Genomic DNA, 18,141 nt, shown 5'->3' with positions numbered 1-18,141 from the left:
GTTATCCCATAATGAAAATTGCTGATCGTTAATGATTTGAATTTATAATTCTACCAATTTGTTTTGAATGGCATACCGGGACAATTCGGCATTATTTCTTAGATTCAGTTTTTTTAATATTCTTGCGCGATAGGTATCAACGGTTTTTACGCTGATATTATAAGAGATGGCGACTTCTTTATTGGTTGCTCCCATGGCCAGTTTTCGCAAAACCTGAAGCTCTCTCATGGAAAGGGATTCGATCAATGTCTGACTTTTATTTCCCCGAATCACTCTCAGGGCCAATGCTTCACTGGCCTTTTCTGTCAAATACCGTCCACCGGCATGAATTTTTATGACAGCCGCCACCAGCTGCTCAGGAGCAGACTGCTTTGTAACATATCCCATGGCACCGGCTTCTATGGCCCTTATAACGTATTGTTCTTCATCGTGCATGGTTAAAATAAGGACCGGAACCTCCGGGCAGTAACTGCTCAATCGGCTCACCACCTCAAGCCCGTCCATTCCCGGCATGGAAATATCAATCACTGCCACATCGGGCTTTTTCTTTATGGCTTCATCCAAGGCAGATTCACCATCTGCTGCCTCCGCAATCACCGCAATCTCATTGCTGTCTTCCAGCACCTTTCTCAAGCCTTCCCTGACAATACTGTGGTCATCTGCAAGCAGTACATTAATCATGAATTATCCTTTTAGTTTGACTTTACAACGAATGGTGGTTCCTTCTGACAGTCGAGAAGATATGGTAAGTTTTCCGTCCACAAGATTGGCCCGCTCTATCATTCCCTCCAAACCAAATCCGTTAAACCCCTTATCATTGCGGACATCAAAGCCGCATCCGTTATCCTGTATCATTAAAACAATGCCGTCTTCATCTGTCGTCAATTCAACCGTAACAGTGGTGGCATTGGAGTGGCGAAGGGCGTTGGTAACCGCTTCCTGACCGATCCTGTAGAGTGCGGTGGAAAGGGTATCCTCTATTTTTGGTATCCGGCCGGACTTGAAGACACAGGACACATTGGACCGCTTTTCGAAATCAGACAGCAGCGATTCCAATGCATCGGCCAGCCCCAGGTCATCCAGTACTCGGGGTCTTAAGCGATAGGCCATGTCCCGGACATCATTAATAGTATCATCAATTAGGGAACACATTTTTCCGGTCCTTTTGCCCGCGATTTCATCAATATGGGTTACATATTTTTCAACCCATACCGCATCAATGCGGAGGGCCGTCAGCACCTGGCCTAAATGATCGTGAAGTTCCCTTGCAACGGTGGCTTTTTCCCTTTCCTGGGAGGCAATAATGTTTTTAGAAAGGCTTTTCAAATTATCCCTGGTTTTTTCAAGCTGAAGGGTTCTCTTGGTAACCTGCTGTTCCAGGTCATAGGAATATTGCGACAACTTTTCCTTGGCAACCTGGAGGTCTCGCTGAGTCCGGTTTTTTTCCGTTACATCCACACTCACCGCCAGCGATCTGACAATATCACCATTTTCATCCCTGACCCCGTAACAGGACAGCAGAATATCCAGGGTTTCGTTATTTTTTTTCACATAGGTATAGGGAACATCTTTACAAAACCCTGTGCTGAAAAATCTGGGGAATATAACATCCAGGGCATATTTCTTTGATTCCGGTGAAAAAAAATGGATAAGGAGTTTGCCAATGACTTCTTCCCTTTTGTAGCCCATTACCTCCACCCAGTGATCGGAAACCCTTATAATCCGGCCTTCAATATCAATTGAGTGAAGCATGACCGGGGTTTTATGATAGATATGTCGGTATCTTTCTTCGCTGAGCCGGAGTTCCTTTTCTACTTTTCTCCGTTTTGTGATTTCATGAATTCCCAACTGGTAAAGCGTGAACACCAGAATACCGGTCAGGATTAACACGGAAAAAATCACCGGTCCGATGACCCTGACAAAGGGTTTTAATACCTGGCTTTCCATTTGTTTATAATTTCTTAAATTAATAATTGCCCAATCCGGATAATGGGGGACATTAAGGCTTGTAAACAGGTATCGAACATTGCTTTTATTGACGACGTCCTGGGATTGATTTTTAGAAAACCCTGTCCAGGCCCAGGGGCCATTCCCAAATTGTCGCGAATTCTCAAGTACACTGATTTTTTCTTCGTTCAGCTTCCATAAAAGCTTGAACCTCAACTCCTCCTTGTTTGAGATAAAAATAACACCCTGTGGATCGACAAAAAGAAGAATGTCATCGGACGTGGAAAACAGCTTTGTTTCAACAAATTCCACCGAGGCCTTTATGACAGCCACCCCAAGGATATCACGGGTGTTTTCATCAACCACCGGGTGAGAATAATAAACCCCTCTTTTTTGGGAAGTGGTGCCAAGGGCAAGGAGAGTTGACGGGATACCATTGATGGCCTTTTTGTAATAAGGCCTGAAAGAAAAATCATGTCCTACAAAACTGTCGTGGGCATTTCGATTGCTGGAGCATAAGGTGATTCCATTTTTATCCATGAGATAGCTGACTTGAATCTCCAGGGATGTTGTAAACTTGTCAAGAATCCTGTTTGCTGCGTAAATCGTGTCCAGGTTAGTATCGTTCAATACGGTTTGTAATTCTTTGATCATGGAAAGGGTCTTGACGGGTCTGATATATTCGGAAAGATAAGAAGATAGTTGATCGGTCAACAGTTCGAGTCTGGACCTTGCATTGGCTTCTGTTTTTTGAAATGCCACTTTCCGAAAAGAGTAGTAATATAAAAATCCGCCGGTTGAAGCCGATAAAATTACAAACAAGGCCAAAATCAATATGATGATTCGCAGTCGCATGAAAATAACTATACCGGTATGACTAAATTTTATCAATAAATTTACACAGACCATTTAACGGATACTGGGGTTTAAAAAGAGTTGATAAACTTGCAGCCATCTGTTGGCTGACCAGCAAAGGGTTGGACAAACACTTAAAAATCATTGTGAATCCGGAAGATACCTTATATTATAAACCATAACATTTTCGATTTTAACGGACAGGGTCAGGCTTTTTTTATAGTACTTTTCATCTTTATTTCATGACCAGACGGGTAAAAAGTGCCATAAAGAAGGCCTGAGCCCAAGCACAAATAAAAGGGGGCATGTATGCCGAACATCACATTTAATGCTTTTTCATTTCTACAAAAAAAATTGAAGGAAAAGCACATTGAATATGCCAATGTGACCTTAAAAGTGAATAAGGGAAGTTGTGCAGCAGATTTAATCCGCCAGGTTCAATTGATGCCTGAAGAGGTTGAGGTGGTGTTTATAAATGGAAAAGTGGCCTCCTTTGATACGATACTCCAGGAAAATGACCGGGTGGCCCTGGTGCCGCCGGGAACGCCTGGGCCTTACAGGGTACTGCTGGGCTTCAAAAACAAACATTTATAATGAAAAATGACACCCCCCATATCCGTTCGTTCATTGCCATTTCCCTTCCAAACCGGATAAACAAGTGGTTACAGGATCTTCAGACACAATTAAAAAAATCCGGTATCAAGGCATCGTGGCAACGGCCGGCCACGATGCACTTAACAATAACGTTTCTTGGAAATGTAAGACTCCGTGAAATTGAGCGCATCAAAAATGCCATGACCCAAGCCGTGGAAGGCATACCGATTCATACTATGTACGCATCAGGGATCGGGGTTTTCCCGTCCATAAAAAATGCCCGGGTCATCTGGTCCGGGACAAAGGGACAGACAGATGTTTTGGAAAAACTTGCCACCCGCCTGGAAGACACCCTTACCAGGGACCTGGGATTCAAAAGGGAGCCTGGAAAATTTTTCCCTCACCTGACCCTGGCCCGGATAAAAAAACCCGTTTGTGCCAAAACCATGGCCCGACTCCTGCAAGCGTTTAAAAATATTCGATCTGATGATTTTTCAATTTCTGAGATCACGCTTTATCAAAGTAAATTAACCTCATCCGGTGCCGTTCATAAATTTCTTTTTTCTGCACCGTTTAAACGTTAGAATTTTTGGATCACCATTTGTCCATCCGCTGTTGACGGATGTCTTTCAACGGCTAAAAAATTATTCACGTCTTTCTCTATTTTCAATGATGAAAAAATTCCTTTCAAAATAGTTCCGGGAAATAGTTTATGATTTATTTTTATTTGAGGAATATTCTCCTGTTGCCTAGTCCATTCAACGAATAAAAACTTGTCCATTTGTAGACCTGAAACTGCCGTGTTTATTTTTGGACTCAGGGTTTCAATTTTGATTTTAATGATTTTTTTCTCCCGTTCGCATTCCTTTTTTTTTTCGTTCAAAATTTTTAGAGAGGAAATAGAAGACGTCATTTTGTTGTCAAAATTGCTTATCAGCGCCACAAGATTTTTCAATTCTTTTTTTGTGAACGCTTTTTTTCTACTTTTAAATTCATTGGCAAGTTTTTGCTTTTTATTTTTTGCACGGTCGTGAAAAATTTTTAACTCGATCATTTTTCGGAAAAGCTTTTTTGCATAACGATCTTTTTCATCCCGTTTTTCTTGCAATTCATCCAGCGGTTGTGTGATTTTTTTTATTTCAAAATCAATTTGTCTGACTTTTTCAAGCAGATGATGCTCACTTCCGGCACCAAGGATACATGCTTTTGTTCTGTTGCTTCCGGCTCCGGCAAGTTCAATCCCTTTTTTCGCATACAGGATTGAAGAAATAACCCGGCAATGGCCGGAATCTATTTTGCCGCTGCATAAGATCTGGCAATCAATAATTTCATTTTCAATATAGACATTCCCAAAGGCTTCGATCCTGCAATGATGAAGATATCTGGCATGGACATCTCCCTGGGTCCGGATGACCGCATCGGTTATCCCAATATGGGACCTGACACAGCCGAGGGCATCAATGGAAGCCCCTCTGATTTCCCGGGCATTAATCTGTCCGGCGGTTACAGGATATGCACCGGTTAACACACCTGAAACGGTTAAATTCGCATAGGATTCAATAGGTCCATACTTGAGATCTGCATCTTCCAAAATGTTAATCAATGAATGCACATATAGTTTTCTTTCAATAGACAGGGACGGAATCCCTGTTTTATCCGCCAGGGCCTTTGTGTCATCGCGTGAAAGCCGGGCGCCGCTGGCACACCTGAAGCGTAATGTTTTCCCATTGAGGTGTTCAACCCGATTTCCAAAAAGATCTTTTCCAAAATACGCGTCTCCTCCAAAATGGACTTCCGCCAAAGGCGCCCCTTTTTTGACTTTCACTTCTTTTTTGTCTGAATCAAAATGATAAACAGGCGTTGCATGTTCCAAATTTTCCAGCGAAAACCCTTGGTTTGCGGCCACAAACGAATCATTTCCCAGGTCAAGGTTGCATTGAAGAACAGCATCCGGGTAAATGCCATACTGGATTCCCATCGAGTCAAGTGCCTGTTTGATATCCGCCAGACGAACATCTGCCAAATCTTTGCTGATATGAATGGTCGCCACCATTTGATCCTTGCAAATCCGGACATGGACACCGGGTATGGTTAAGCCCCCACCATTTTTTTCAATCCGGTCCTGTTCTTTGATTACCCGGTTTTTCTGATCTGTTGTTAAATATTTGAATTCAATCATGATATCAGCAAGAATCCGAATTGTATGCGCTTTTTCAAATGCCTCTTCCTGGACTTTCTGGACAATTTTGACTTGTCGCTTTGAACTAAAGCCTTTTTCAATAATCCGTTGGGCAAATTTCTGGTCCAGCCCTTTTATTTTTAAAAATTGTTTTTCATACGTTGACAGTGGTATGCCGTTCTCAATGAACCTGTCTTCATCCGAACCTGTTTGATCAGATTCATCTAGAACAAAAATTTTTTCCGCCTGGATATTCAACGATATCTGCTCGTTCAGGACCACGTTTTTCTGTTTAATTGTCAGGACCCTGGATTCCACCAGGATATCACCGATCAATCGTTTGATCTTGGCCCGTTTGAATTCTTTTTTCTGATGTTCAAGCGCTTTGATGACATCTTCCGGTGCAGCAAATCCTTTTTCTATGGCAATTTTACCAAACGCTTCTCCGCGTTTCCTGATGATCAGATATTCTTGAATCAGTTTTAGCAGTCCGACCTGGTATCCGGTGGCAATCCCGTGGTGTAAGAGCAAGTGGTCAAAGCCAATCTTGTTATCTTGTTTGGCATTTGGGGCAGATAAGCCATGGATATAGGCAAATTGTTCATTATTAATCGTACCGTATTGCAGGGCAAGCTCAGCCAGGGATGGGATTTGGTTCTGTTGTTCCAAAGTTTTTTCTCTTAAATTTTGGATTAAAAAGCTATTTTTTCCTAACGATAAAGAATTTCCAGCATAAAGTAAACGATTTCATTTGGATTCCAGCAATTCTCATTATAAAACGCAATACTTGTCGGACAGTGGGGCAGGTTTGCGTTATCGCCATATTGTGAATTGCTGTTCGGATTCGTTCCTGTTTAAATCATCTCACTGATATCAATATGGGATTCAAAATGTTCCCTTAAAAGGGAATAGTCTCTTTCTTTTACCGATATCATATCTGCCGGGGAAAAATGAATATCCACTCCCAGGGTGGTTAACCATTTTGATAATATTTGGGGAGAATCAAAAAACCCATGCATATAGGTTCCGGCCACCCTGCCGGTTTCAGATTGGCAGCCATCTGTGTCCGTGCAGGGGATGGAATTTCTGGAATTGACAGCCAGCAGGGATGTTCCCCCACTTAAACAGGTATCCCCCATATGGATTTCATACCCTTTACCCGCAACATTATCCCACTGGAAATCACTCAAGGTCGTTGTTTTAGGAGCTTTTAATACCGTCTGAACCGGCAGAAAACCCAAAGCCATGGACCGGCCCGGTGTGCCTTCAAGCCCATCAGGATCATCAACAAACTCACCCAGCATTTGATATCCACCGCAAATGCCGAAAACACACCCGTTTACCCGGAGGTATTTTTCCAAGGGGCCTTGGAAATGATGTTTTAACCAGTCAAGATCTGCCCGGGTATTTTTTGATCCCGGGATAATCACCACGCTGAATTTGGACAGATGATCCGGGTTGTCAAAAAAAATGGTTTGAATCGTTTTTATCTTTGACAGCCCATGAAAATCAGTGAAATTGGCAATATGGGGCAGCCGGATGATACCGATCGCCGGCAGGTTCTTACGAAACCCCTCAAAATCATTACATTTTTCAATTTCAACAGAATCTTCAGCATCAATTTTAAAATGGGTGTACCAGGGTAGAACACCCAGCACTTTTATCTTTGTCTGTTTTTCAATCCAGTCAACGCCATCCTTGAACAGGGTGATATCTCCCCGGAACCGGTTGATAATAAATCCTTTTACCCTGTCCCGATACGGTTGTGGCAGACACGCAAGGGTGCCGATAATCTGCCCGAATACCCCCCCCCTGTGGATATCCGCCACAAGGATAACATCTGCATCAGCATATTCTGCCATGGCAAAATTCACAATGTCATTGGGCATCAGGTTGACTTCGGCACAGGATCCTGCGCCTTCCAGGATGATCCGGTCATGGGTCCGGGAAAGTCTGTCAAAGGCCTCACACGCCTTTTCGAAATAGAATCCGTTGTTTTTATGGTATGCCATGGCCGTATGATCCCCATGAACCCTTCCGTTAAGGATCACCTGGGACTGGCTCTCCCCTGTCGGTTTTAAAAGGATGGGATTCATATCGACATGGGGTACAATTTTTGCTGCCTCGGCCTGGACAATCTGTGCCCGTCCCATCTCCAGGCCTTCCAATGTAATGCCCGAGTTGTTGGACATGTTCTGGGCCTTGAAAGGAGCAACCGTCACCCCCCTGTCCGCAAGGGACCGACAAAGGGCGGCCGCAATGATGCTTTTCCCCACATCAGAACCGGTGCCAAAGACAGCCATATTTTTTTTCATCATTTTTCGATTCCAACCCTTGCCGTTACGCCCTGATGGTAATAATGTTTGATTTCTTTCATTTCGGTCACCAGGTCTGCCCGTTCAATTACTTTTGGCGTAGCACCTCTCCCGGTAATGATCAATTCAATATTATCGGGTTTCATATCCATCAGTGCCAGAAGGGCCTGTTCCGTTATAATGTTGCACATGACCGCAACATTTCCCTCTTCTGCAATGACCACATCATGGGTGTTCTGGCTTAAAATTTCACATAATTTCTGATATCCTGCAGCACCCGCTGCCCTATCTTCATCAGAAGGGCTCCCTTTTACAAATTTTCCAAGGCCGTATTGTTCCACTGTGATATTCTCAAATCTGGACAAGGCTTTGATTTCAGAATAATCCCCTTTTTTCAAGAACTGAGCAATATAAACGGACAGGCCTGCACCGGCAGCCCTGAGGGCAAGCCCTATACTCGCGGTTGTTTTCCCTTTGCCATTGCCGGTGTAAACTTGAATATATCCTTTCATCTCTTATCTCCCAATAATATGTTGCCTGGTTTAATAGCGTATGTTTGTCTATGTGGACTATACAATACAATGACGAAATCTGCCAAGACATAAGTGCCCGGATTACCAACAGTGGTACATCTGATAGGGATGGCCATGACCCGGACCTTCAAAACTAGCGTTTCACGTGAAACTGCTTTGATCTAATGGGAACACAAAACGATTCCCATTAAGGAACCCACGGGACAGGGGTATTGTCCCCGGGCCCGGACCGGCAAAAACAACCGCGTTCCTATATTTCTTCATATCCTTTCCCTTTGTTCGGATTTTGAGCCTGAAATTATCCAAATGATCCCCCCCCTGGGTCAATGGTTTAATTCTACCTAGTGCCTGAACGGAAACCCGTGTTTGGATGAAAAGTTGCCCATATGCAAGGCGTAAGAAACTCTGAAACCGGAGTGTACTAATGTACATGAGGATTTCAGAGTTTTGCAGCAACGCAGCAGATGGGTGAGTTTTCTTTCAAACACTGCCTATAAACAAGAACAAGGGAGAAAAGGACCACCAGAAATCCTTTTCTCCCTTGTGATATGGCAACCGGTATACTCAAATCTTTGCCATACTATCGTTTATGCCCTGGCGGGCACAAAAAAACATGAAGGTCATGAGCGGTGAGGAATGGGTATTAAAAAGGCATATCCTCTCACCGTTCAACACTCCTAGCGCACGACTTTCATATAAAGGATTGCCAATTTCAACGGGTATTGTTCCATGTGAAACAGATGGAACGGCTGAACCATCATATGGATTAATCCCTGGCTTTTGCGTTCCCCAAACGTCAATTCTCCCTTGCATATGATACGATTTATGGAATGACGCATATCAGGTGCGGTGGCGTCGAAAGTGATAACAGCTATGGCTGCTATGGTTCGTAGATATGAACAGAGAACCCGGCCCGGAAAAAAAATCAGTGTGATAAAATTAAATTTTCCCATAACATTTCCTACACTATATGAATAACCATAACGCGGGGAAGGGCCAGACGCAAATAAAAAATCCCATATCAAAACACTTTTGATATGGGAACCGTTTTTATCCACATGTTAATGATCTGCCCAAGTCCTCGCAAGCACATCGATCAAATATTCAGGCAGGTTTTCTGACTTCCGGATCAATTTACTAATCACTCCTTCCCGTTAAATCCAACTTATCAAACAGTGGTAACAGTGACGTTCATACCCGGTTACAGCGGCGGGTCCGCTCCTGATTTTCACAGGATTCTCTTTTGACTGCACTCGCAGCACCTGAATGTTCAAACAAAATAAACGGATTCCAACCCGGTGTCAAGAAAAAACTTTACCCTTCCCGCTTCAAATTGATCGTCTGGACGGATATGTCTATAGCCTTTCGAAATTTTTTTTAATTTCCGTCCAATCCGCACATCGTTTCACATTGCTGTTAAATGACATGGATCGATTCCATGGCCTGTCCAGCAATGCCACGGTCACCCCCATCTGTTCACTTAAAAATCGTGCCATTTGGCCTGAATCTTCCACAGCAAGATCAAAAGAACAGGTTGAAAGCATCTCAAGGGAGAGGGACTGTTCTCCTTTGGATGCCTCTCTCCCATATTTATTGACAATGGCGAAGGAATCATGGGTGATCTCATGAAGCGCCAGCCACTCGAGAGAAACCTCCCGGGTATCAAGGGGTCGTCCGGTTAACACACAAATCCGGTATCCGTTCTCCTGCCAGTGCTTGAGCGTTTCTCTGGCACCTGTCACCGGCGCATGCAGCATCATCTCGTCCGGTGCATGGATGCACTCAAAAAAATGGGCATATTCTTCATCGGATAATCCAAAGGATGCCTGTAAATCAAAGGTTGTGATTTGAGAATAGGCCACCTTTTTCCCAAACTCTCTTTCCAGTATCTGCAAAAAGGTCTGATTACTCTCGGACAATACATCATCCATATCGATATAAATTGAGGTCATTCTTTCCCTTTAATTCTTAGAAGCAAAAATGTCCTGATTTAACACATCCAGGTCATTGAAGCCAACCTTTAAAGAAAACAGGATAGCCAGCAGCGTGCTGAAGTATTCCGTATAAAAAATGGAGAACATGATGGCAATCTGGTATTTTATGGCCACCATGGGAATGGAGCCCCCCAGGATCTGTCCGGTCATCATCCCGGGCAGAGAGACCAGACCAATGGTGGCCATGGATGCCAGGGTCGGTGTGATGGCTGCCAGAAAGCTTGACTTTAAATAGGGTTTTAATGCCTGAATACGAGAGCACAATAACGACAGGGAATACAGATATACCTTCTCCTCCTTTTTTATTCCGGAGTAAAAACTATTGAGCCCGACAATGCTACTCCTCAGGCAGTTTCCCAGCAGCATGCCCCCCACCGGCACCATGTATTTTGCTTCAAACAGGTTATCGATTCTCACCACCACGGCATTGAAGAAAAACAGGATAAGGACAAATGGTATCAGCAGGGAAAAAAACATGGGAACAAAAAGTTTTCTGACTTTAAGGTTGCTTGATTTCAAAATAGACTGACACGCAATGGCTATCATGATCAACAGATAAACCGTATTTAAAACCGGCGAGTTAAACTTGAATAGAAATTCAAGATACACCCCCACAAAACTCAATTGAATACACATCCTTACAATGGAGAAAATAATGGTTTTGTCGATAAAGAGCCCTACCCGCCTGTTGATATAGAAAACAGGGATAAGAAAAACCAATAAAGATACCAATGATAAAACACCAAGATCCTGGGCGCCCAATTTATATCCACCTTTCTATTTTAACAGCCGGATTATTTTTCCAGACATCATCATGGGAAACAATGATCATTGTTTTTTCCTGACCAAGGATTAAATCAGCTATTTTCTTTTTCATGATGTCATCAAGCGAAGCGGTCGGCTCATCCAGAAGCCAGACCGGACGGTCCAGAAGAAAACAGATTACCAGGCCGATCCTTTGGCGCTCACCGCCGGACAACTCCTTGACTTGCTGCTCCAGCAGCGTGACATTCAATTCAAAGACCCCCATCAATTGATTTAGCCGGGTGCTTTCCAGGGGTTTTTTATGATTCTGGATGAAAATTTCTTCCAGAAGAGCGCCGACGGTATCATTTTTCAGATCAATATCCTGGCTCAAATAAAACAATTGTTCCCTGATGTCTTGAATATGGTCTTTATCAATCCGGTTTCCGTTAATCGTCACACTGCCTTTATCAATGGTTTCAAATCCCAGCAGAACTTTAAACAAGGTTGTTTTACCAATTCCGGATTTTCCCTGGATTAAAACTTTTTCGTTTTTCATGACGGTCAGGTTCAAATCGGAAAAAATCTTTTTCCCCTTCCGGTTCAGGTCTACGGAACTCATCTGGATCATTTTCTATCCCTTCTGAAAAATATCAGCCTGTAAAGGATACAAACAAAACTGCAGTGCTGTAAATATTTATTTTTTCTGTCTGATATGTAATCATTTCACCATATTTGACAGAAGGTGGTTGTTTTTTATGAGAATAAGCTGTATTTTAAGCATTTTAACCTTAATCAGTGTAAAGCATCCATGAAATTTGAAACATACCATATATCGTCAGATATAAAGAGAAATTTATCCGATCTCGGATTTCAGCGACCCACGGACATCCAGTATAAAGCCATTCCCTCCATCATGAAAGGAGAAGATGTCCTGGCCATTGCCCAGACCGGCACAGGGAAAACAGCTGCCTTTGCCATTCCCATCATTGACAAGATCCACCGCTCAAAAAGTTCAAAGCGATCCTGGGGAATCCAGTGTATTGTCATGGTCCCCACAAGGGAACTGGCCGCCCAGATTGGCAGTGTCTTTGATGCACTGTCAAAACACACCAAAGTCAAAACCATTGCGGTTTTCGGAGGCGTTGAACAGGATCCCCAGATCAAAAAACTGGCCGATGGTATTGATGTGATTGTGGCCACACCCGGACGGATGTTTGACCTGATTCACCAGGGGGCCATCAACCTGAAACGGGTGGACACCCTTGTTCTTGATGAAGCCGACCAGATGCTGGATCTTGGATTCATCGATGATATCAGCGCGGTGAAAAGAAAACTGCCCCAAAAGCACCAGACCCTGTTTTTTTCTGCCACTATTAATAAAGAGATCAAAAAACTGGCATTTTCCCAGGTAAAATCTTCAGCCATCCGAATTCAAATATCCCCGGAAGATCCGGTCTCCAAAAATGTATCCCATTTTGTGGTGTTTGTTGAAATGGATGACAAACGCTTTTTTTTACGACGATTCATCAATGACAACCCAGAAGCCAGAATCATCGTTTTTGTCAGAACCCGGGTTCGGGCGGAACGGGTGGCCAAAGCCCTTGAAAGGGGAAATATCACGTCGGAAACCCTTCATGGGGAAAAAGACCAGAAGGACCGGACCGATGTGATGAACCGGTTCAAAAAGGGCCAGATGAATATTTTGATAGCCACGGATGTCAGTGCCCGGGGCATTGATATTGCCGATGTTCATTATGTGATTAACTATGATCTGCCTGAAAAAAGCGAAAATTATGTCCACAGGGTGGGAAGAACCGGCAGGGGCACTAAAAAAGGCATTGCCCTCTCCTTTTGCAGCACCGAAGAAAAAGACCGCCTGGAAGCCATTCAATTGTTCTTAAACAAGCCCATTGAACCGCTATCCGTCAGCAAACAAGACTATGCCGACACTATCGTTTTTTCCAATGAAAAAGAAAGCGTTCAAGACCTGATCAAAGAACAGGAAGCCTGGGAAAAAACAAAGAAAAAACGAAAGAAAAAATAACACCCCTGCCCTTTTGCCTGCCGTCACATCCGGCCATGACAATAAATCGTTTCACGGCGCCTGATTTAACCGCCGCCACCACCTTGTCGGCCAGGGCCAGTACCTGGTTATGGGCAAATCCGCCAACAATGGTGCCGGTTTCAATCTCCTGGGGGGACTCACATTTTTTGGCCACGGCAATCACCCCTGAAAAGTCCTTGGTTTTTCCATCCTGTCTGTCTGCAACATGGCTTAAGCCAGGGTATCCCACCACGCCGGTGGTAAAGATGCGATCCGTGTAGGTGTTGTTCTTTTTAATGGGAATGATGCAGTTGGTGGTCATGAGGATGGCACCGTTAAAGGTCTCAAAATCCTCGTTCTGTTTCCACCAGGAGCTGCCGTAGTTGCCCTTGAGGGGACCATATTTTTTAAAGGCCGGATAGTCGTTTGCCGGCAGCACCTCACCATGGGTGTAAACGTCCACCCCCGTGCCTTCGGTCTGTTTTAAAAGCTCTTCCATGTCCTTGAGATCATGACCGCTGATCAGGATACCCGGCTTGTCACTGACACCGATGTTGACTTCTGATATCTCAGGATTTCCATAGGCCTTGGTGTTGGCTTCATCCAGGGTGGCCATGGCGGTGACAGCGCATTCACCGGTTTGCATTACCAGACCCACCATCTCGTCAACGCTGAGATCTTCGGTTGTGGATGCCAGGGCTTTGAGCAGGAAATCATAAATTTCATCCTTTTCAACTCCCAGAATGGCCGCATGGTCAGCATAGGCGGCAACCCCCTTGAGACCAATGATCAACAATTCCCGCATTGTGTGCATGTAAACCGTTTTGGGAGCATATTAATCCTCTATCCGATAAAATATTTCACTTGAACCGAAATTCCGGGCGCTGTCCACATAAGATTCCGACATAATGCTCATTTTCTGTTTAAGCTCCCCCAGATTTTCATATGTTTTCTTAACTTTTCCGGGCGAACCCGTTACCAATGAATATGGCGGGATACTTGTTTTTTCCAGCACAACAGCACCGGCAGCAACCACAGATCCTTTGCCGATCACCGCTTGATTCATGACAATGGCGCCCATCCCGATGAGGCAATCATCTTCAATTGTACAGCCATGGATTACAGCCCGGTGACCGATGGTAACACGATTTCCAATGTTCAATGGGATGTTTTTATCCACATGACACATACAAAGATCTTGAATATTTGTCATGGCACCAATGCGGATTTTGTCTAAATCACCACGAATGACGGTTTGGAACCATATTGAAGCGTGTTTGCCAATATGGACATTTCCAATGATTTGGGCGGTTGGTGCCACATAAACAGTGGGGTGGAGTTTGGGCTGATGGGTTTTATATGCGTAAAGTGTCATGGATCTCCTGTCGTTTTAAATGAATCGAATCTTCCCTATTGAATTATCAAAAAATTTCGTATTCCTCAATTTAAATTCCCTTGAATTTCTCCCCTGCCCAGTGCAATATACCCATAGTAAACTCGGTTCCATATTCAGTATATCCGCTTTCTGATACGTTGTTCAAGGATGAGACAGACCGAATTTAACTTCCCTGATGAAGGAGTAGATGTTAAGCAACATGACATATAATTTTGATCCGGACAAATGGTATGACAATGAATTGTATTTTATTCAATCAAAACTAAAAACCGGTAAAATAACACCGGATGACTATGATGAAGCCGTTGAGATCCTGGATAAAAAACTGGAACAGATGTGGGAGCGGTTGGATGGAACGTATCAGATAAATTCTGATACGTGAAATAATCCTTGCAGGATTTCCGGATATTCCATTACGCATGCCCCATTCAGAAGAACGCCGGAAATAACGGGGAATACTATATCCCCTATAACCTGCGGCCAAACTTGAGGGAGTTTTTCGGAAGGCTAAAGCAAAGGGTATCCTGAACATACTCGCTCCCGGATGTTTGAAATGGAAGATACACCAGAGTGAAAGCGTTTAGTGTCACTTTTTCTTTTGCCAGGAGTATCCATATTTCTTTTTTGTTTGCACACAGGTCCATGAGAAGAGGAACAACAGCCTGGAGGCCTTCCTCAAGGGGTAAGGTTGCCGGATAAAATTGGGTTGTGGGCATCTTATCTGTCCGGGTTGGTTCAATCTGCGCCAGGGTGGTTTGCCGGGCGATCCTTAAAAACAATTTGGGATTAATTTTAAATGCCGGGACATAAAAATAGACAGCCTGATGTTTATGTTCCTCCTGGATGGATTCTGGGATATTGGCAAGTTTGATCAAATGGGCATAGGTGCCACACTCAAGGGTTTTAAAGCCAATCTGCATCCGCCAGAACGGCAGGCACAGATCTGCACCCGGACATGAATCAAAAAACATGCCCTTGACCTTGATTAATTTTTTATGATGGATCACCCAGAACGTATTGCAATGGTTACACTGCAGAACAAGGGAATCGGCGTCTCCCCTTAAATCCCATCCACAGTTCGGGCACAGGCTGGGTGTATATTCAAGACGATATACCGGTGCCGGCGTATCTGCCATGAGCGTTGAAGCTGTTATGGCAAGCTTTTTACCGGATAACCCGTCATACAGAATGTCTGCATCCTGAAAAAAGGGCATGAAAATCAGGCTGAAAATCTCACCAATATATATTTTTTTCTCTCCAGTGCCGGCAATCTGCTGGAGCATCTCTTTCCGGGAAATGGTGGGGGGCAAAAATTTCCCGACAAGGTTTTCCCGGATAAATTTCAGCGTCTGGGTCTGGGACCGCAGTCCAATGGACAGTGGCAATCGAATCTTGTCGACGGCCAGATGGGAACGATCCATAACCCGGAACCCCGGCGATTTTTCTCCCAGACTGAATTCAAGTCCCTTGAACCGCCAATAGGGAACATAAACCACGGAAAGACCGGCAGGATTTTTAAGCCCGGGTGCCATATAAAAACAAGGATAGGGATGGGAATGAAGAATATTCCGGGTTCTGCAGAAGTCACATTTTATTATGGTTTGTGTCTCTTCTAAAACAGCGGGAGCCCCGCACTGGGGGCATAGGAGGTCTATCTGGAAATTATATCCGCTCACCACAGCCATTACAATACCTTGCCGTCATTAGATTTTCTGTGCCACACCCCGGACAACCCCTGGTTGATTCCTTTTTTTTCACCTTTGTCCCGCATTGGGGACAAAATACGGCATTGAGGGATAAATTTTTACCGCAGGCAGCACATTTCTCCAATATCAGGATCTGATGTCCGCAAAAGGGACAGAATCCGGCATCCTGTGGTATCACCTTCCCGCAGTCCGGGCATTTGGGGGGATCGTCTGCCGTTGTTGGACCCGCTGCCTTTACAGGGGGATCCATCATCCTGGAAATCATGGACGGCACCATAAACCCTAAGCCCATCCCCATCCCCTGGCCTGCCGTTCCTGGATTTTCAGCCGCTTTTTCCATGGATGAAGCGGCCTTTAGCTGCATGAGCTTGTTCATATCATCAAACAATCCCATGGCACTGCGGTCATCCATGAGTTTCTGCACTTCCCGGGGCGGGGTGATGGCATTAATAAACAAATCCGTCAATGCCAGCCCAAAACGGCTGAATTCATCGACAAGGTTTTTTTGAAGGCCCCGGGCCCAGGCTTCATATTTTCCGGGCAGGTTCAGAAGGGTATCCAGATTCTCTCCCATATAGTCATTTAACCGGGAGACAATGACAGTGCCCAGATATGCCTCAATATCCGCAATGGTAAAATTGGCCATGGTACCGATCAGGGAGTTGATGAACAATAACGGCTGGATCACCCGGATATTGAAGATACCATAGGCCCGCAGTCGGATCAAACCGAGTTCGCTGTCCCTGAAGGCCACAGGATCACGGGTTCCCCACTTCAAATCCGGAAACACTTTCATATTGATAAAATAAGCTTCAGCCCGCAAAGGACTGGTCAACCCCCAGGGAATGGACAAGATCTTCGTCAGAAGGGGAATATTCGCAGTCTTCAGGGTATGTCGCCCTCCCCCGAACAGATGAACCGCTTTTCCATTATAAAAAAAAATACCGACCTGGTTCTCCCTGACGATCATTTGAGCCCCAAATTTGATTTCTCCGGACCCCTGGGCCGGAATGCGCTGCACCATTTCCTTGCCTGTCTTGTCAAACCATTCAAGAATTTCCAGCAGCACAAGATTATTTTGTCCCATAGCCCTCTCCTGATAAACGATCATTTAAACCAAAAGACCACACCTTGACTTGGAAAAATGAGAAGAAAATGCCCTGGGGGTTTTAACGACTTTTTTCCGGGCATGGTCAAAAAAGACAATACCGGTTTTAGCAAGAACAACCAGAGTCTCTGTTTTTGTGTTGCTTACCCTGTAAAACAGGTCACATCCATAGGTATTAAACTCACCCGCTCCGATTTCGAATTTCAAAGTGTCCCCATAAAAGGATTGTGATTTATAAATAACGGCAAGGTCTGAAACAAGCAAACCATTTCCGTCAATATCGGCTTCTGAAAAACCAAAACTTTCCAGGAACCTTACCCTTGCTTCATGCATAAGAGAAACCAGGACGTCATGTCCAAGGTGGTTCCCATAATTGATATCTCTAATTCTTATTGCCAGTTCAGTTTCAAATACAAACTCTTCTATCATCTCAATTTCAATGCGCGCCATGATCTTCCTTTAGTATCCAGTTTATTGTGTTAAGTTACCCCCTGATATACCTTATTTTGAATAATCTCTCAAAAGGTTTTATTGATGCGGGAAACGGACCACTGTATTAGACCGGTTCAGTCTTCCATTTTTATTTCATTGCACAATCTGCCCAATCGTGTATAATCTTTATTAACATTCAAGTAAAAGCAAATTCCCCGTGGGGAGCAAAGCTCTCTTCTGGTTGTCCTCGTTAACCTCGTTGTTTTCCAAGCATTGTTCGTTGACGTAGAA

The 18,141-nt window shown here is 44.2% G+C and carries 17 protein-coding genes, 1 pseudogene and 1 riboswitch; of the genes and pseudogenes, 4 read left to right on the top strand and 14 right to left on the bottom strand.

Annotated elements, in window-relative coordinates:
* Positions 1–42: 42 nt before the first annotated feature.
* Positions 43–681: a response regulator transcription factor gene (locus Q1Q15_RS07040; protein WP_300457975.1), complete on the bottom strand. Its 639-nt coding sequence runs from the start codon at positions 679–681 to the stop codon at positions 43–45.
* A 3-nt stretch (positions 682–684) separates the two neighbouring features.
* Complete coding sequence (locus tag Q1Q15_RS07035; protein WP_300457974.1) at positions 685–2,802, bottom strand: PAS domain S-box protein; 2,118 nt, start codon at positions 2,800–2,802, stop codon at positions 685–687.
* 309 nt (positions 2,803–3,111) lie between these two features.
* Here Q1Q15_RS07035 and Q1Q15_RS07030 point away from each other — a divergent pair, with 309 nt between their 5' ends.
* Both Q1Q15_RS07030 and thpR read left to right on the top strand, forming a co-directional pair.
* Positions 3,112–3,396, top strand: coding sequence for a MoaD/ThiS family protein (locus tag Q1Q15_RS07030; RefSeq protein WP_300457972.1), 285 nt, complete (start codon positions 3,112–3,114; stop codon positions 3,394–3,396).
* On the top strand, positions 3,396–3,980 hold the full coding sequence (gene thpR / locus Q1Q15_RS07025; protein WP_300457970.1) for an RNA 2',3'-cyclic phosphodiesterase: 585 nt from the start codon (positions 3,396–3,398) through the stop codon (positions 3,978–3,980). Before Q1Q15_RS07030 ends, thpR begins: the two co-directional genes overlap by 1 nt.
* On the opposite strand, the gene Q1Q15_RS07020 is transcribed toward thpR, so the two are convergent.
* The 7 genes from Q1Q15_RS07020 to Q1Q15_RS06990 all read right to left on the bottom strand — a co-directional run bounded on the left by Q1Q15_RS07020 (position 3,977) and on the right by Q1Q15_RS06990 (position 11,792).
* Positions 3,977–6,244, bottom strand: a complete 2,268-nt coding sequence (locus tag Q1Q15_RS07020; protein WP_300457969.1) for a FapA family protein — start codon at positions 6,242–6,244, stop codon at positions 3,977–3,979. The two genes, thpR and Q1Q15_RS07020, sit on opposite strands and share 4 nt — an antisense overlap.
* A gap of 185 nt (positions 6,245–6,429) precedes the next feature.
* Positions 6,430–7,893, bottom strand: a complete 1,464-nt coding sequence (locus Q1Q15_RS07015; RefSeq protein WP_300457967.1) for a cobyric acid synthase — start codon at positions 7,891–7,893, stop codon at positions 6,430–6,432.
* On the bottom strand, positions 7,890–8,402 hold the full coding sequence (locus Q1Q15_RS07010; RefSeq protein ID WP_300457965.1) for a cob(I)yrinic acid a,c-diamide adenosyltransferase: 513 nt from the start codon (positions 8,400–8,402) through the stop codon (positions 7,890–7,892). The genes Q1Q15_RS07015 and Q1Q15_RS07010 overlap by 4 nt, the downstream gene beginning before the upstream one ends.
* A 698-nt stretch (positions 8,403–9,100) precedes the next feature.
* Positions 9,101–9,376, bottom strand: coding sequence for a hypothetical protein (locus Q1Q15_RS07005; protein WP_300457964.1), 276 nt, complete (start codon positions 9,374–9,376; stop codon positions 9,101–9,103).
* 136 nt (positions 9,377–9,512) lie between these two features.
* Positions 9,513–9,704, bottom strand: a riboswitch (cobalamin riboswitch).
* Positions 9,705–9,778: 74 nt separating this feature from the next.
* Positions 9,779–10,375, bottom strand: a complete 597-nt coding sequence (locus tag Q1Q15_RS07000; RefSeq protein ID WP_300457963.1) for a bifunctional metallophosphatase/5'-nucleotidase — start codon at positions 10,373–10,375, stop codon at positions 9,779–9,781.
* Positions 10,376–10,384: 9 nt separating this feature from the next.
* A complete protein-coding gene (locus Q1Q15_RS06995; protein ID WP_300457962.1) occupies positions 10,385–11,179 on the bottom strand; it encodes an ABC transporter permease in 795 nt (264 codons plus the stop codon).
* Position 11,180: 1 nt separating this feature from the next.
* On the bottom strand, positions 11,181–11,792 hold the full coding sequence (locus tag Q1Q15_RS06990; RefSeq protein WP_300457961.1) for an ATP-binding cassette domain-containing protein: 612 nt from the start codon (positions 11,790–11,792) through the stop codon (positions 11,181–11,183).
* Between the two features lie 180 nt (positions 11,793–11,972).
* Here Q1Q15_RS06990 and Q1Q15_RS06985 point away from each other — a divergent pair, with 180 nt between their 5' ends.
* Positions 11,973–13,208, top strand: coding sequence for a DEAD/DEAH box helicase (locus Q1Q15_RS06985; RefSeq protein WP_300457959.1), 1,236 nt, complete (start codon positions 11,973–11,975; stop codon positions 13,206–13,208).
* A 10-nt stretch (positions 13,209–13,218) separates the two neighbouring features.
* Here Q1Q15_RS06985 and hcp read toward each other — a convergent pair.
* Positions 13,219–14,016 (bottom strand): annotated as a pseudogene (gene hcp / locus Q1Q15_RS06980) (hydroxylamine reductase); the annotation flags it as partial.
* A gap of 27 nt (positions 14,017–14,043) precedes the next feature.
* Entirely contained in the window at positions 14,044–14,583 is a 540-nt protein-coding gene (locus tag Q1Q15_RS06975; RefSeq protein ID WP_300457958.1) for a gamma carbonic anhydrase family protein, read from the bottom strand.
* A 220-nt stretch (positions 14,584–14,803) separates the two neighbouring features.
* Between Q1Q15_RS06975 and Q1Q15_RS06970 the strand changes: the two genes are divergently transcribed.
* Positions 14,804–14,986, top strand: a complete 183-nt coding sequence (locus Q1Q15_RS06970) for a hypothetical protein (protein ID WP_300457957.1) — start codon at positions 14,804–14,806, stop codon at positions 14,984–14,986.
* Positions 14,987–15,071: 85 nt separating this feature from the next.
* Here Q1Q15_RS06970 and Q1Q15_RS06965 read toward each other — a convergent pair whose 3' ends face one another.
* From Q1Q15_RS06965 to Q1Q15_RS06955, 3 genes are read right to left on the bottom strand one after another with little or no spacing between them, the layout of a single operon-like run.
* Complete coding sequence (locus Q1Q15_RS06965; protein WP_300457956.1) at positions 15,072–16,289, bottom strand: hypothetical protein; 1,218 nt, start codon at positions 16,287–16,289, stop codon at positions 15,072–15,074.
* On the bottom strand, positions 16,267–17,397 hold the full coding sequence (locus tag Q1Q15_RS06960; protein WP_300457955.1) for an SPFH domain-containing protein: 1,131 nt from the start codon (positions 17,395–17,397) through the stop codon (positions 16,267–16,269). The genes Q1Q15_RS06965 and Q1Q15_RS06960 overlap by 23 nt, the downstream gene beginning before the upstream one ends.
* Positions 17,398–17,421: 24 nt before the next feature.
* The gene (locus tag Q1Q15_RS06955) at positions 17,422–17,868 is read right to left on the bottom strand and encodes a thioesterase family protein (protein ID WP_300457954.1); all 447 of its coding nucleotides are present in this window, start codon (positions 17,866–17,868) and stop codon (positions 17,422–17,424) included.
* Positions 17,869–18,141 lie beyond the last annotated feature (273 nt).

The organism is Desulfobacula sp., assembly GCF_030145145.1.
Lineage (GTDB): Bacteria > Desulfobacterota > Desulfobacteria > Desulfobacterales > Desulfobacteraceae > Desulfobacula.
The sequence above is the reverse complement of the archived record's forward strand: the minus strand, read 5'-3'. Positions and strand labels throughout refer to the sequence as shown.